This window comes from Streptomyces sp. NPDC007929, from assembly GCF_042959065.1.
Taxonomy (GTDB): Bacteria; Actinomycetota; Actinomycetes; order Streptomycetales; family Streptomycetaceae; genus Streptomyces.
Window position 1 is genome coordinate 812,705 of the sequence record NZ_JBIBKD010000001.1, and the last position, 14,425, is coordinate 827,129.

Sequence of the window (14,425 nt, forward strand, 5' to 3'; positions counted from 1 at the left end):
GTTGACTGTGTCGTCCCTCCAGCGTCACGGATAGGGTGAGCAATGATCAACCGGACGGGTGGGGGATGAAGGCGGCGGACGGCATGGGCAGCGCCGAGGACAAGCCGGCGACGGGATCGGGACGGCCCACCTCGCGGGACGTGGCACGGCTCGCGGGCGTGTCGCACACCGCCGTGTCCTTCGTGTTCAACGGCCGGGCCGCCGGCAACCTCTCGCCCGCGACCCAGGAACGCATCCGGCAGGCCGCCACCCAGCTGGGCTACCGGCCCGACCCCGTCGCGCGCGGCCTGCGCCGCAGCCGTACGGCCGTGATCGGCCTGGTCACCGACGAGATCGCCTCCTCCCCGTTCGCCGGACGGCTGCTGCGCGGCGCCATGGACACGGCCTGGGCGGGCGAGCACCTGGTCCTCACCGTCGACTCCGGCGGCGACCCGGCCAAGGAGGACGCGGCGGTCGCCGAGCTCCTCGACCGGCGCGTCGACGGCATCATCTACGCCGCCATGTCGCTGCGCAGCGTCCGCGTCCCCGAGGGCCTGCACCGCACCCACTCCGTCCTCGCCAACTGCCTGCCCGAGGACGACTCGCTGCCCGCCGTCATCCCCGCCGAGCGGGCCGGCGGCCGTACGGCGGCCCGGCTGCTGCTGGAGCAGGGCCACCGGCGGGTCGCACTCGTCGGCGGCCAGGACGACATCGCCTCGGTGGAGCGGCTGCGCGGCTTCCGCGACGCGCTGCGCGCCGAGGGCATCACGGTCCCGCGCGACTGGGTGGTGCGCACCGGAGGGGAGATCTCCAGCGGCTACGAGGGCGCCACACGCCTCCTCGACGACGCCCCGCCCGAGCTCCGGCCCACCGGGATCTTCGCCTACAACGACCGGGTCGCGGCGGGCGTCCTGCACGCCGCGACCCGGCTCGGCATCACCGTCCCCGGCGATCTGTCGGTGGTGGGCTACGACGACCAGGAGCACATGGCCGCCCACCTCGCGCCGCCCCTCACCACCGTCGCGCTGCCCCACCGGGCGATGGGGGAGGCCGCGGCGCGGCTGCTCCTCGACTCCATCGCCACCGGCCGGACCCCGCCCGCCACGGTGCGGCGTCTGGCCTGCCCGGTGATCAGCCGCGCGTCGGTGGGACCAGCGCCCATCCGGTGACGGACGCGCCGGGCGTCACACTCAGCTCCCTGATGTCGTCCGCGCGTGCGTAGACCCGCTCGGTGACCGTGGCCCGGTCGTCCACGAACAGTTCGTACAGCGAGCCGTCGGCCAGGACGCGCAGGGTGATCTCCTCGCCCGGCGGCACCGGCACGACGACCGGTGCGGCGGCCTCTTCGCGGGGCCAGCCGTCCCGGTGCAGCGTCACCGTGCCCGCGTCCGGGTCCAGAACGACCGTCAGTGCGTCGCCCGCGGCCGACCTCAGCAGCCCGACCGTGGTGCGGGCGCGGGCGCCGACCGTCAGGTCGTAGGCCGCCGGCAGCGCGGCCCGGCCCGGGGCGGTGACGAACGGCTCGGCGGCCCGCAGCCGGTGCAGCTCCGGCGCCGGGGACACCCGCAGCGCCCCGTCCGGGTGGACGTCGACGACCCGCGGCGCGGTCAGGACTCCGGCCCAGTCGGCCGCGCCCGGCTCGCGGGCCTCCCACGACCAGCCCCACATCAGGGCCCGGTCCGGTTCCTGGAGCACGGCCGGGGCGTAGAAGTCACGGCCGTGGTCGAGCAGGCCGCCCGTGCGGGCGGTGAAGCGCAGGTCCGTGTCCAGGCGGCCCGTGAGGTAGCCCGTGGTCCACGGATGGCCGTCCCACAGGGACACCACGAGCACCCACGCGCCGTCCCGCGCGGCGTACAGCTGCGGGCACTCCCAGCCGGTGGCCCGGCCGCCGAACGTGGCCCGGGCGACCGGGTCGTGGCCGTCCAGCAGCACACCCGCGAACCGCCAGTCGGTGAGGTCGTCGCAGTCGTAGAGCAGGACCGAGGGCGTGCCGTCGGCGTGCCCCGCGCCGACCAGCGCCCAGCGCCGGCCCTCGTGCCGGAAGACGAACGGATCGCGGAACATCACCACGTCCAGGCCCTCCGGCGGGCCCGTGACCACCGGGACGGGCAGGGGCGTCCACTCGGTCAGCTCGGGATCGTCCGGGTCCGCCGCCCGGGCCAGGCAGATCGTGCCGAGCCCGGTGTGGTTCCGGTCGACGCCGGTGTAGACGGCCGTCGGCACGCCCCCGTCGTCGACCACGCACCCCGACCAGCAGCCCGCCTCGTCCGGGCCGCCCGGGGTGGGGGTGAGCGCGATCGGATGGTGCTCCCAGTGCGCGAGGTCGGGGCTGGAGGCATGGCCCCAGTGGACGTTGGCGTGCACCGGGGCGTCCGGGTTGTGCTGGTAGAAGAGGTGATGGCGACCACGCCAGCGGAAGGGACCGTTGGGGTCGTTCATCCAGTTGGCGGGCGGGCGGACCCTGAAGCGCGGGGCGTGCGGGTCGTGCGGGGGAGCGGCGAGGCTCAACGGTTGACTCCAGCGGACGTGATGCCCTCACGCAGAGGGCGCTGGCCGACGACGAACACGGCGACGGCGGGGATCATGGACAGGACGACACCGGCGAGCACCACGGAGATGGACCCGGTGCCGAGGTTGCCCTGGAGGGAGACCAGCCCCAGCGGCAACGTGTAGTTCTGGCCCGAGGTCTCCAGGATCAGCGGGCGGAAGAACTCGTTCCAGTGGTAGTTGAAGGCCAGGACGCCGACGATCGCGAGGCCGGGCGCGGCCAGCGGGGCGTACACCGACCGGAAGGTCCGCCAGGGCCCGGCCCCGTCCAGCATCGCCGCCTCACCCAGGTCCTTGGGCATGCCGAGGAAGTACTGGCGCATCAGGAACGTGCCGAACGCGGTGGGGAAGGCCGGGATGATCAGCCCGAGCAGGGTGTCGGTCAGGCTCATCGACTTCAGCACCAGGAACACCGGCACGATGGTGACCTGCAACGGCACCATCATCGTCGCCAGCACCAGACCGAACAGCGGCTTCTTGAAGCGGAACTCCAGCCGGGCGAAGGCGTATCCGGCCAGGCCCGCCGTGATCATCTGGCCGACCGCGATCAACGCCGTGACCAGCGTGGAGTTCAGCGCCAGCAGCCAGACGTCGATCTGGTCGAAGACCCCGCGGTAGGCCTCGGCGGAGGGGTTCGACGGGATGAGCTGCGGCGGGAGGTCGAAGGCCTCGGCGGGGGTGCGCAGCGAGGTGGACACCGTCCACACCACCGGACCGAGGGTGAGCAGCGCGCACACGGCAAGACCCGCGATCCGCGCCCAGGGCGCGAGCCCGTGCCGCACGCGGCTGGTGGAGAGGGTTGCTTGGCTCATGGGAGGACTCACCCGGCTCACTGGTAGTGGACGAAACGCCGGCTGAGCCGGAACTGGAGGGCGGTGACCGCCATGATCAGCACGAACAGCAGCACACCCACCGCGGACGCCTCACCGAAGCGCAGCTGCTCGAACGCCGTCTCGTAGATGACCATCACGACGGTGCGGGTGGAGTCGCCGGGCCCGCCGTTGGTGAGGACGTAGGGCTGCTCGAAGACCTGGAGGGCGTTGATGATGCCGACCACCGAGGCGACCAGTAGCGTCGGCGAGAGCAGCGGCAGCGTGACGGTCAGGTGCTTGCGCAGACCGGTCGCGCCGTCGAGTGCGGCGGCCTCGTGGATCTCCTTGGGGATGTTGTTCAGCCCACCGACGAACAGCAGGAACGAGAAGCCGAACTGCTGCCAGACATAGACCAGGACCACCGTCGCCATCGCCGCGTTCTCCGACGTCAGCCACGGCACCGGCGCGATCCCCACGAAGCCGAGCGCCCAGTTGATCACTCCGAAGTCCTGGTTGAACAGGTACTTCATCACCACCGAGATCGACGCGGCGGACAGCACCAGCGGGAAGAAGAACGCCGAGCGGAACACCGACCGCAGCCACACCGGCATCCGGCCGTTGAGGGCCAGTGCGAGAGTCAGCGCGACGAGCAGTTGCAGCGCCACCGCGAACACCATGAACACCAGCGTGTTGCGGAAGGAGACCAGCACGGTCTCGTCGCCGAAGACCTCGCCGTAGTTGGAGAGGCCGGCGTAGGACGGCGAGTCGATGACGTTCCAGTGGAACAGGCTCAGGATCACCGAGCCGACGATCGGCACCACCGTGAAGACCACGATCCCGACGATCGTCGGCGTCAGGAACAGCGTGGCCAGCAGCCGGGTGCCGCGGTCCCGGGCCGAGGGGCCCTTCGGCGCCGGGGCGGGCGCTGCCACGGGGCGTTCGGCGCGCGCGGGCGGTGTCTGGGTGTTCGTCATACGTCACGCTCCATGGCCTTCTCCAGATCGCCCTGCATCCGGCGCAGCGCGGGACGCACCGAACGCGCGGAGGCCAGGGCCGTGCCGGTGTGCTTCAGCAGCACCTGCTCGACCTCGGCGACCTGCGGCGGCGCCGGGATCGGTCCCGTGTCGGGGAACCGGTCGAGGGTGTCGTAGAAGACCGGCCAGTGCGCCGGGCCGGTCTTCGCGTAGCGGTCGGCGGTCAGCAGCGAGCGGCGGGCCGGGGTGGTCTGGTTGGTGGCGAACAGCCGCTCCAGGGTGTCCTTGCGGGCGGCGTACTTGATGAACTCCCACGCCTCGTCCTGCATCTTCGAGGTGCGCAGCAGCGCGTAGCCCGCCGCGCCGTACTGCATGCGCTGGGTGCGCCAGCGCGGGAAGTACTGCACGTCGAAGCCGTCCCGCTCCATGCCGGCCAGGTGCAGTCCGCCCGCCCAGAAGCCGCCCGCCGGGGTGACGCCGACCCGGCCGGTGGAGAACACGCCGATGAGGTTCTGGCCGTTGCCGCCCTCGGGGCGGGTGCACAGGCCGTCCTGGATCAGGGAGGCGAGGTAGTCGTAGACCTCCTCCACCCGCTCGTGCGTGGCCTGCGGTGTCGTCCAGCGGAAGCCCCCGCCGCGGCCCTTGCGCTGCGCGGCGGGGTAGAAGCCGTTCCACAGCCAGTCGCCGCCGGGTGCCTTGGACTCGGTGAGCAGGTTGGTGTCGTTCGCGAACAGCCAGGGCACCACGCCGCCCCACAGCCGGTTGGTCCAGAAGTACGGCGTGAAGCGGGCGCCGCCGGACTCCTTCATGTCGCGCAGGAGTGCCGTGAAGTCGTCCCGGGTCCAGTCGGCCGGCGGGAAGTGGGCCCCCGCCCGGCGCAGCACCTGGCGGTTGAAGTACATGTCGGCCGCGTTGAACTCCACCGGCAGCTGATAGAGGCTGCCCTCGTACATCATCGACTCCACCAGCGAGGGGTGGACGTCGGTGAAGTACTCCTTCAGTTCGGCCGCGTCCCGCTTCACCCACTTGTCCAGGGCCACCCCGAGCCGCTGCGCGAACAGCTGCACGCCCTCGGTGGCGACGTAGACGAGGTCGGGGGCGGTGCCCGCGGCGACCTGGGTGAGGATCTTCGCGAAGAAGTCCGACCAGTCGACGGCCTGGACGGCGTTGATCCGGAGCTTGATGTCGGGGTGCTGTTCGGCGAAGCCCTCCTGGAGCGTGCGGATGGCCTCCGGCCCGTAGGCGGGGCCCAGCGTGGCGACGACGAGGGAGCCGTCGTCCCGGCCGGGGATGTCGGCTCCGGTGAGCCGGTCCCAGCTCGCGGCGGTGCCGGCCAGGGCGGCGGCGCCCGCGCCATAGGCGCCGTACCGCAGCAGGGCGCGGCGGGTGAGGTGCGAGTCGGTCATCGTGTGTGGGGCCTAACTCGTGTTAGCCGTGGGTTGATGCCCCAGATGATGTGAGGACGGAACGCACCTGTCAAGGCGTGCGGGCGCTTGACCTTTAACGAGTTAGGTCCGAAAGTCCTGAACTCATGAGCCGCAGTTTCCGAGGAGAGGGACGAGGTGCGTGATGCGCGGGATCACCAGGAGGGCGCTGTTCGCCGGGTCGGCCGTGGGCGCGGCCGGCACTGTGCTGCCGACGGCCGGTCCGGCGGTGGCCAAGGCGAAGGCGGCCCGCGCGAGCTACCGCGCCGGGTACCACTTCACCGTCCCCGAACAGTGGAAGAACGATCCGCAGCGGCCGGTCTGGATCGACGGCAGCTATCACTACTACTACCTGCACAACGCCGACTACCTCGCCGGTGAGATCGGCACCGCCTGGCGCCTGGCCACCAGCACCGACCTGGTCTCCTTCACGGACCGGGGGATCGCGGTGCCGAAGGACACCACGCCGAACGGCGACGTCTGGTCGGGGTCGGCGGTCGTCGACACGCACGACACCGCCGGCTTCGGGGCGGGCGCGGTGGTCGTGCTGGCCACGATGTCTCCGCACGACGGTCCGGCCGACCAGGCGCAGTACCTGTACTACTCCACCGACGGCGGCCGCACCTTCACCCCGCACGGCACCGGCCCGGTGCTGGCCAACCCCGGCGTGCGCGACTTCCGCGACCCGAAGGTGATCCGCGACGAGGAACGCGACCGGTGGGTGATGACCCTCGCCGAGAACGACAAGGTCGGCTTCTACCACTCCGCCGACCTCAAGACCTGGACCTACGTCAGCGGCTTCGTCAAGGGCGGCATCGGTGTGCTGGAGTGCCCCGACCTGTTCCGGATCCGGGCCGGGGACGGCACGCGGAAGTGGGTGCTCGGGGTGAGCGCCAACGGCAAGGGCGCCGGGCTGCCCCACACGTACGCGTACTGGACGGGCTCCTTCGACGGCAGCGCCTTCACCGCCGACGCCACCGATCCGCAGTGGCTCGACTACGGCTGGGACTGGTACGGCGCGGTCACCTTCGACAAGCACGGCCCCGACGGCACCCTCGACGAGGGCACCCGCTACGCGATCGGCTGGCTGAACAACTGGGACTACTCCCACATCACGCCCACCATCGACAGCGACGGCTTCAACGGCACCGACTCGATCGTCCGTGAGATCACGCTGGAGCGCGGGGGCGACGGCGGGTACTTCCTGGCGTCCCGGCCGGTCGCCGCGCTCGACCGGTACGTCTCGCGCACGGTGAAGCTCGGCGATCTGGAGGTCGACGGCACGCGCCTGCTCGACTACCGGGGCACCGCGTACGAGCTGAGCTGCGAGATCACCTGGGACCAGGTCACGGGCGTGGGGATGCAGCTGCGGCGCTCCCCGGACGGCGTCCGGCACATCGACGCCGGTGTCCACCGCGACTACGCCTACCTCAACCGCCGCCCCACCGTGTCCCCCGACATGACGGGCAGATGGCAGGAGAGCCGCAGCCCCTTCGACCCGGCCCGGCGCTCGGTGCGGCTTCGCATCCTGGTCGACCGCACCTCCGTGGAGATGTTCGTGGACGACGGCCGGTACACGCACTCCTCGGCGGCCTTCCCGTACCTGGTCGACACGGGTCTCGCGCTCTTCACGGTGGACGGGAAGGCGGTGTTCCGGAACACCGTGATCCGCGAGTTCAGGGTGTAGGCCCCGGGCGGCCGAAGGGGGGCGGGGCCGGCTTCACCTCGGCGGAGATCACTGTCACGATCTTCGGGACGAGGAACCACGCCCACGACCAGCGGAGCGCTCATGACGACGGACAGCCGGACGACGGACGAGATGGCGCGCGAGGCCGGGCTGGAGGTGAAACCGGCCGCCGGGTACATCGGTGCCGAGATCAGCGGGGTCGATCTGGCGGCCGGTCTCGACGACGCCGTGGTCGCCGCGATCCGCGCAGCGGTGCTGCGGTGGAAGGTGGTGTTCTTCCGGGGGCAGCGGCTGGACCACGCCGGGCACGTGGCGTTCGCGCGCCGGTTCGGCGAGATCGTGGAGCTGCCCCGGCGGGGCAAGGCCTCGCCCCCGGACTTCCCCGGGATCGAGACGACCGCCGACCGGCTGGAACTGGGCGGGCGGTTCGGGATGGAGCACGACGAGTGGCTGCGGCGCCGCCGCCACACCCTGCTGCGCGGCTGGCACTGCGACCACGGCGCCCGTGTCGACCCGCCCGCCGCGACGATCCTGCGCGCCGAGACCGTACCGCCCTACGGCGGCGACACCACCTGGTCCAACCTGGCGGCGGCGTACGCCGGGCTCTCCGCGCCGCTGCGGCGGTTCGTCGACGGGCTGCGGGCCGAACACCGCCTCGGCGTCGGCTACCAGCCCCGTCCCGGCGACGACGCCTACGTCCGGCACCTGCTGAACCGTCAGGTCGCCACGCTGCACCCGCTGGTGCGCGTCCACCCCGAGACCGGCGAACGGATCCTCTACGTCAACGGCTACTACGTCGAGCAGATCGCAGGCCTCTCCCGGCCCGAGAGCGCCGCGATCCTGGAGATGCTGCTGGAGCAGGCGGTCCGGCCCGAGTACACGGTCCGCTTCCGCTGGGAGCCGGGCAGCGTGGCGTTCTGGGACAACCGCGCCACGATGCATCTGGCCCCCGGCGACACCGCCCACCTCGACCACCCGCGCATCATGCACCGGGTGATGCTGGCGGGGGACGTGCCCGTCGGGGTGGACGGCACGCCGTCGGAGCCGATCACGGGGACCGCCCCGGGGGAGTGGTGACCTGACGGGAACCGGCGTGGATCCCTCTCGCCGGACAGCCCGATGGTCAGGAGACCCGGGGGCGTCGCAGCGGGATCGTCACCTCGTCCTCGATCGGCGGGTCGACCTCCTGGGCGTGGTTGCCGGTGGCGGCGTGGCAGCGCAGCCGGACCGACTCCGGGGAGACGTCCAGGCGCAGGAAGCACTTGAAGAACGGGGGGCTGTACGTCGCCGAGCTCGGCGAGAACAGGGACGTGTAGATCTTCCGCACCGGCAGCCGGAAGCGCCTGGCCCTGTCGGGGCGGCGGCCGGTGCCGAGCAGCCCGGCGACCAGGCGGACCCGCCGGGTGACACGGGCCGGGGCGCCCGGCGCGCGGGTGGGCCCGATGCCCAGGCGCTCGGCGATCACGGCCGTCGCCTCGGCCTCCGTCAGCGTGAAGAAGCGGGGCATGCGCAGCCGTCGGCCGTAGAGGCGGCTGTAGAAGGCCAGGGAGTCACCGCGCAGCGGGTAGCAGCGGAAGTCCCGCTCGGTGACGCCCGCGACGTCGACCCGGGGGATCGTGTGGGTGGCGTGCATGAACGCGCCGCCCCCGCCCGCCACGACGTACTGGAGCGTGCGCCCGTCCTCCAACCGCACCGGATAGCGCTGGTAGTTGTGGATGTCGCCGCCGATCGCCGCCACGTAGTGGTGGTCCGGGTCGCGGACGATGTCGTCGACGGTGCCGCCCCCTTCGATGGCGCAGGGCTCGCGCCGGCCGTCCACGTACAGGGGCGAGCCGGTGACCAGGATCTTCGGCCGGGACCCCCGGGAGACCTCGCGCAACCAGGCGCCCTGCTCGGCGTCGACGGTGCCGAGCAGACCCGTGTCGATGCCGATGACGCGTATCGGACCGGCGTCGATCGCCCAGTACGGGCCCGGCTGGACGGCCAGTTGCTCGGGGGCGGAGCGCGATGTGCGTGCCTCGGCGAGGTGCTGCCCGGCGTCCGGGCGCGGCCGGTGCCACAGCAGGGTGCGCAGCCAGGCCCGGGTGAGCGGGCGCGGCCGGGGCTCGGGCGGCAGGGGCGGCGCGTCGTCGCAGAAGACGCGCATGAAACCGTCGAGGTCCTCGTACCAGTCGTGGTTGCCGGGTATCGCGTAGATCGGCGCCCGGTAGTCCTGGTACGGGCGGAAGAACTTGGTGTCGTAGTCGTCCGCGCTGCCCACCGGGTAGATCACGTCACTGGCCAGCACGGCGAACCGGGTGTCCTGACCAACCTTCAGCAGGCCCGGCACCACGGCGTACTGCGGGTCGTCGCCCTCACCGGTGTCACCGATCACCAGGAACGAGAACCGGTCCGGGTCCTCGCGCCGGATCACCTTGTCCGCCGGTGCGCCGCAGGCCGCCTGCCGCGCCACCCACCGGCTGCGCGTGCGGCCGGTCGGATCCCCGAACCAGGAGGCCAGCACGCCGTTGCGCGCGACCCACAGCATCTTCGGGTCCAGCCAGGAGATCTTCTCGGCCTTCGGCGGCATCAACCTCCGGTACGCGCCCGGTTCGCTGGTGCCCCAGCCGGCGCCTTCGGCGGTATCGCGTGAGGAGTCAGACACCGGTGCACCGTAACAACCGGCTCATGACCCTTGGCGGGCGGGCCGTTCACCGCTTCCGCGCGGACGAGGCGGCCGTACGCCACGAAGGGCGCTTGCCCGCCGGGGAGTTGGTGTCCTGCGCGTCCGGCCGGGACGTGGACGGCCGCTCGCCCAGCACCAGCAGGGGGTCGAACATCACCACGACCCCGGCCAGCAGCAGGAAGACCACCGGTCCGATCAGCATCGGCAGCAGCAGGGACATGGGCGAGTCGCCCTCCCAGGTCCCGCCGGTCGCGTCGTGCACATGGACGCTGACGGCGGCCATGCCCGTGTAGTGCATCCCGGACACCGCCACGCCCATCACCAGGCTCGCGCCCAGGCTCGTCAGGAAGCCGCGGATGGTGACGGCCGACCACAGCGCGGCGGTCGCGGCGCCGATGGCGATCAGCACGGACAGCGCGACCCCGACCGGGTCGTAGCCGACCTCGCCGTCCAGCCGCATCGCCGCCATGCCCAGGTAGTGCATGCCCGCCACGCCCAGTCCGGTGATCGCGCCGGCCACCGCCAGCGTGCCACCGCCGGTGCCGCGCAGGCCGACGATGAACACGCCGACGCCCACCACGGCGACGGCCACGACGAGACTGAGCACCGTCGTGGCCGCGTCGTACCGGACCCGGGTCTCCTCCACGTGGAAGCCGATCATGGCGATGAAGTGCATCGTCCAGATGCCGCATCCGATGGAGGCGGCGCCTAACGCCAGCCAGCCCGCCTTCCACGACTGCGTGTCGAGCAGCGAGCGCACGATGCACCGCAGCCCCAGCGCCCCTCCCAGACAGGCCATCAGATAGGCCGCCACCGGGGTCACCGCACCGTAGCGGAACCCGTCGACCGTGCCGTCCATGAGCCAACTCCCCCCAGAGTCATGGCTAGTTCCCAGCAAGGTCTACGCGCACAGATCACGGGAAAGCAAGCCCTTACCGTCGGTAGGGCGTCAACTCACGTTCCCAGGGAGGCGATTGGGATCAGAATGTGCGCTTCAGCAGGTCGAGCAGCGCCGCCCAGTGCCGCTCGTCGCCCTCGCGGTGGTACGACGCGGTGTCGGCCTGCGTGAAGCCGTGGGGCGCGCCCGTGTACACCTCGCACCGGTGGCGGACTCCGGCGGCCGTCAGGGCGTCCGCCAGGCGCTCGATCTGCTCCTCGGGCAGGGAGGGGTCCTGGTCGGCGTGGCCGAAGTACAGCTCGGCGGCGATCTTGCCGGCCACCAGGTGCGGGCTGTCCGGGGTGTCCGTGGCCAGCCGCCCGCCGTGGAATCCGGCCGCGGCGGCGACCCGCTCCGGATAGGTGCCGGCGGTGAGCAGCGAGAGGCGGGCGCCCATGCAGTAGCCGGTCAGCGCGACCGGGCCGTCGGCCACGGCCGGGTGCCCGTCCAGCCAGCCCAGGTACGCCCCGGCGTCGCGCATCGCGAGCTCGGGCGTCAGGGCCTGCATGACCGGGACGATGCGCTCGAACAGCTCCGGGCGCGCCCCCGGGTCGATGAACTCGGGCAGGTCGAACAGCGGGGCGCGGCCGTGCCGGTGGAACACGTTCGGCACCAGCACCGTGTAGCCCTCGGCGGCCAGCCGGTCGGCCATGGACCGCAGCTGCGGGCGCAGACCGAAGGCGTCCATGAAGACCAGGACCGCCGGGTGGGCGGCCCCGTCGCCGGGGTGGGCCAGGTAGGCGTCGGCGGTGCCGTCCGCGGTGGGGATGTCGACGGCGGTTCCCTGTACGGCGGTCATGGCGGGGCTGCCTCTCTGCGGGGTGGGGGCCAGGAACCCGTCCGCGTGCGTGACCGGGCGGATCACGCTCATCGTGACACGCCCGTTCGAGGGCATTTCGCCCCACCCGCGACACCTGGTTGAATCATGAACCACCCTTGGTTCCGGCTTTGCCGTCTACTCGAACCGAGAGGCGTCCCCCGCGCCGTACCGCACGATCTCGGCCTCCCCGCCGGAGAAGTCGACGACCGTCGTCGGCTCGGTACCGCAGTCGCCGGAGTCGACCACCCCGTCCAGCACATGGTCGAGCAGGTCCTTGATCTCCCAGCCCTGCGTCATCGGCTCCTCCTCGCCGGGCAGCAGCAGGGTGCTGGACAGCAGCGGCTCACCGAGCTCCGCCAGCAGGGCCTGGGTGACGACATGGTCGGGAATGCGCACACCGACCGTCTTCTTCTTGGGGTGCTGCAGCATGCGCGGCACCTCCTTCGTCGCGGGCAGGATGAACGTGTAGCTGCCGGGCGTCGACGCCTTGATCGCGCGGAACACGTCATTGTCGATCCGTACGAACTGGCCGAGCTGGGCGAAGTCCTGACACACCAGGGTGAAGTGGTGCCGGTCGTCCAGCTTGCGGATCGTACGGATGCGGTCGATGCCGTCGCGGCTGCCGAGGCGGCAGCCGAGTGCGTAGCAGGAATCCGTGGGGTAGGCGACGAGAGCGTCGGCACGGATGCTGTCGGCGATCTGGCCGATGGTGCGGGGCTGGGGGTTGTCGGGGTGCACGTCGTAGTACTTCGCCATCCGCCGAGCTTATGCCGCCGGCCAGGGCCGTCGGCGCAGGGAGGGGGCCGGCCCCCGGAGCGCGGGCCACCGCCCTCTCCCGCGTCCGGCCGGAGTGAGGGCCCCGGGGACGTGAGGTAACGTCCCCGACCGGTGCGCCGGAGGCGGCGCGAGGAGCGAGGGGAAGGCCGAGGTGACAGGCCGAGAGGACGCCGGCAGGCAGCGGGACACGCGGGCCGGCACGGAACCGGCATGGGCGGCGGAGCTGCTGGAGCATCTGCGTCCGGCAGGGCGCGACGTCCGCAGGGTCGTCGCCTGGCTGGCGGGCACCGTCGGCGCGACCGTGGCGCTCCAGGACGCCGCCGGGAACCTTGTCGCCGGAAACCGGCTCCCCCTGGACGGGGACCTGGTCAGGGACATCACCGCCGGCCGGCTCGCCTCCGCGGCCTGGGAGAGCCGGGAACGCCACCTGCGGCTGGTCAGGGTGGAGCACCCGTCCCACACCTGCGTGCTGGCCGTCTCCCGGCAGACCCCGTTCGACCGGCGGGCCTCCGAGATCGTCACGCGCACCGCCCAGGTGATCGAGCTGCTGCTGGCGGCGGGCGAGTCGACCGCGGCCGGGCACCGGCTGCGCCGGGCCACCGCCGACCTGCGCCTGGCGATCCTGCAACTGCTGATGGTCGAGGACACCATCGCCGCCCGCCGCGTCGCCGCCGGGCTCTGGCCCGGCCTGCTCGACGCGGAGACGGCGTGCGTGTACGTCGTGGAGTCCGCCCCCGCCGTACGCGACCGCATCGCAGAGGAATGCCTGGACAGCACCCGGGAGGACGCCCTGGTCGTGCGCTGCCCCGCCATGGACGGGCACGTGATCGTCGTCAGCCCCCGGGAGACCACGGCAGACGCCCTGCGGTCCCTGGTGGGACGGCACCCGGACCTCTTCCTCGGCGGCAGCGTCCGGCAGAGCCTCGCCCGGACCGCCACCGCCTACGGGCAGGCCGTCAGCGCCCTGGCCGTGGCCCACTTCCGGCCCGACAAGACGGCCGTCTACGCCGAGCGCACCCACCCCGAACGCCTGATGGACCCCGTGGCGCTGCGCGGCTGGACGTCCCGGGTGCTGCGCCCGCTCGACAACCTGCCGCACCACACCCGCGCCGAACTCCTCGCCACCAACCGGCTCGGCCTGGAGTTCACCGCCGTCAACGCCGCCAAGGTCCTCGGAGTCAGCCGCAACACCGTGCGCGCCCGCATGGAACGCGTCGAGACGCTGCTCGGCACCGACTTCGCCGACCTCACCGTCCGGGCCGTCGTCCACCTGGCGCTCAACACCCAGATCGGCCTGGCCGACGCCCGGTTCGACGACGGCACCGACGACCCGGGGCTGCGGCTCGCCGACCTGCTGTCCGGGCCCGGCGTCCGCACCTGGGCGCAAAACCTGCTGGGCCGGCTGGACGCCGACGCCAGGAACCCGCGCCGGACGCTGCGCACCTGGATCGCCGCCGGCGGAAACGCCGAGCGGGCCGCGCAGGCCCTCGGCGTGCACGCCCAGACCGTGCGCGAACACGTCCGCAGCGCCGAACCCGTTCTGGAGCGCCAGCTGCTCGCCGCGGGCACCGACCTCTACGAGGTCGTGCTGGCCCACCTGGCCGTGGGCGACCTCGACGTGCCGGATTTCCGTCGTCCCGCGTGAGCCGGCTTTGCCTCCCGGACAACCGGTTGCCCCGCTCCGGGCGGGACGAAAGCGGGCCATCCGGACGCAGCTGTGCACGGGTGAGTCCGGATGGGCGCGCAGCGGGCACCGACACGGTTCACAAGGGCTCGGCCATGGACGTAAGTTCAACTACCGCG

The 14,425-nt window shown here is 72.2% G+C and carries 12 protein-coding genes; 4 read left to right on the forward strand and 8 right to left on the reverse strand.

From position 1 onward, the window contains the following. The first annotated feature begins 83 nt into the window (after positions 1 to 83). Positions 84 to 1,148, forward strand: coding sequence for a substrate-binding domain-containing protein (locus tag ACFZDE_RS03725; RefSeq protein ID WP_391197462.1), 1,065 nt, complete (start codon positions 84 to 86; stop codon positions 1,146 to 1,148). On the opposite strand, the gene ACFZDE_RS03730 is transcribed toward ACFZDE_RS03725, so the two are convergent. Genes ACFZDE_RS03730 through ACFZDE_RS03745 form a run of 4 tightly spaced genes read right to left on the reverse strand, consistent with a single transcriptional unit; the run spans position 1,111 to position 5,718 of the window. Beyond that, complete coding sequence (locus ACFZDE_RS03730) at positions 1,111 to 2,487, reverse strand: GH32 C-terminal domain-containing protein (protein ID WP_391197051.1); 1,377 nt, start codon at positions 2,485 to 2,487, stop codon at positions 1,111 to 1,113. The two genes, ACFZDE_RS03725 and ACFZDE_RS03730, sit on opposite strands and share 38 nt — an antisense overlap. Beyond that, the gene (locus ACFZDE_RS03735) at positions 2,484 to 3,338 is read right to left on the reverse strand and encodes an ABC transporter permease subunit (RefSeq protein WP_390990337.1); all 855 of its coding nucleotides are present in this window, start codon (positions 3,336 to 3,338) and stop codon (positions 2,484 to 2,486) included. Before ACFZDE_RS03735 ends, ACFZDE_RS03730 begins: the two co-directional genes overlap by 4 nt. A 17-nt stretch (positions 3,339 to 3,355) precedes the next feature. After that, positions 3,356 to 4,312: an ABC transporter permease subunit gene (locus ACFZDE_RS03740; protein WP_391197054.1), complete on the reverse strand. Its 957-nt coding sequence runs from the start codon at positions 4,310 to 4,312 to the stop codon at positions 3,356 to 3,358. Beyond that, entirely contained in the window at positions 4,309 to 5,718 is a 1,410-nt protein-coding gene (locus tag ACFZDE_RS03745; protein WP_391197056.1) for an extracellular solute-binding protein, read from the reverse strand. Before ACFZDE_RS03745 ends, ACFZDE_RS03740 begins: the two co-directional genes overlap by 4 nt. 163 nt (positions 5,719 to 5,881) lie before the next feature. Between ACFZDE_RS03745 and ACFZDE_RS03750 the strand changes: the two genes are divergently transcribed. After that, positions 5,882 to 7,423, forward strand: coding sequence for a GH32 C-terminal domain-containing protein (locus tag ACFZDE_RS03750; protein ID WP_391197057.1), 1,542 nt, complete (start codon positions 5,882 to 5,884; stop codon positions 7,421 to 7,423). 102 nt (positions 7,424 to 7,525) lie between these two features. Continuing rightward, the gene (locus tag ACFZDE_RS03755) at positions 7,526 to 8,500 is read left to right on the forward strand and encodes a TauD/TfdA family dioxygenase (protein ID WP_391197059.1); all 975 of its coding nucleotides are present in this window, start codon (positions 7,526 to 7,528) and stop codon (positions 8,498 to 8,500) included. 46 nt (positions 8,501 to 8,546) lie between these two features. On the opposite strand, the gene ACFZDE_RS03760 is transcribed toward ACFZDE_RS03755, so the two are convergent. From ACFZDE_RS03760 to ACFZDE_RS03775, 4 genes are all read right to left on the reverse strand, one after another. Then, positions 8,547 to 10,067, reverse strand: a complete 1,521-nt coding sequence (locus ACFZDE_RS03760; RefSeq protein WP_391197062.1) for a metallophosphoesterase — start codon at positions 10,065 to 10,067, stop codon at positions 8,547 to 8,549. Between the two features lie 46 nt (positions 10,068 to 10,113). Continuing rightward, positions 10,114 to 10,947, reverse strand: a complete 834-nt coding sequence (locus tag ACFZDE_RS03765; protein ID WP_390990319.1) for an MHYT domain-containing protein — start codon at positions 10,945 to 10,947, stop codon at positions 10,114 to 10,116. Positions 10,948 to 11,068: 121 nt separating this feature from the next. Further along, a complete protein-coding gene (locus ACFZDE_RS03770; protein ID WP_390992267.1) occupies positions 11,069 to 11,824 on the reverse strand; it encodes a dienelactone hydrolase family protein in 756 nt (251 codons plus the stop codon). A 156-nt stretch (positions 11,825 to 11,980) separates the two neighbouring features. Continuing rightward, the gene (locus tag ACFZDE_RS03775; RefSeq protein ID WP_189593455.1) at positions 11,981 to 12,601 is read right to left on the reverse strand and encodes an L-threonylcarbamoyladenylate synthase; all 621 of its coding nucleotides are present in this window, start codon (positions 12,599 to 12,601) and stop codon (positions 11,981 to 11,983) included. Between the two features lie 172 nt (positions 12,602 to 12,773). Between ACFZDE_RS03775 and ACFZDE_RS03780 the strand changes: the two genes are divergently transcribed. Beyond that, on the forward strand, positions 12,774 to 14,267 hold the full coding sequence (locus tag ACFZDE_RS03780) for a helix-turn-helix domain-containing protein (protein WP_391197063.1): 1,494 nt from the start codon (positions 12,774 to 12,776) through the stop codon (positions 14,265 to 14,267). The last annotated feature ends 158 nt before the right edge of the window (positions 14,268 to 14,425 follow it).

Excerpts from the sequence above, each read along its gene's own strand:
- ACFZDE_RS03725 (WP_391197462.1), top strand. The coding sequence starts at position 84 with ATGGGCAGCGCCGAGGACAAGCCGGCGACGGGATCGGGACGGCCCACC.
- ACFZDE_RS03735 (WP_390990337.1), bottom strand. The coding sequence starts at position 3,338 with ATGAGCCAAGCAACCCTCTCCACCAGCCGCGTGCGGCACGGGCTCGCG.
- ACFZDE_RS03740 (WP_391197054.1), bottom strand. The coding sequence starts at position 4,312 with ATGACGAACACCCAGACACCGCCCGCGCGCGCCGAACGCCCCGTGGCA.
- ACFZDE_RS03745 (WP_391197056.1), bottom strand. The coding sequence starts at position 5,718 with ATGACCGACTCGCACCTCACCCGCCGCGCCCTGCTGCGGTACGGCGCC.
- ACFZDE_RS03750 (WP_391197057.1), top strand. The coding sequence starts at position 5,882 with ATGCGCGGGATCACCAGGAGGGCGCTGTTCGCCGGGTCGGCCGTGGGC.
- ACFZDE_RS03755 (WP_391197059.1), top strand. The coding sequence starts at position 7,526 with ATGACGACGGACAGCCGGACGACGGACGAGATGGCGCGCGAGGCCGGG.
- ACFZDE_RS03765 (WP_390990319.1), bottom strand. The coding sequence starts at position 10,947 with ATGGACGGCACGGTCGACGGGTTCCGCTACGGTGCGGTGACCCCGGTG.
- ACFZDE_RS03770 (WP_390992267.1), bottom strand. The coding sequence starts at position 11,824 with ATGACCGCCGTACAGGGAACCGCCGTCGACATCCCCACCGCGGACGGC.
- ACFZDE_RS03775 (WP_189593455.1), bottom strand. The coding sequence starts at position 12,601 with ATGGCGAAGTACTACGACGTGCACCCCGACAACCCCCAGCCCCGCACC.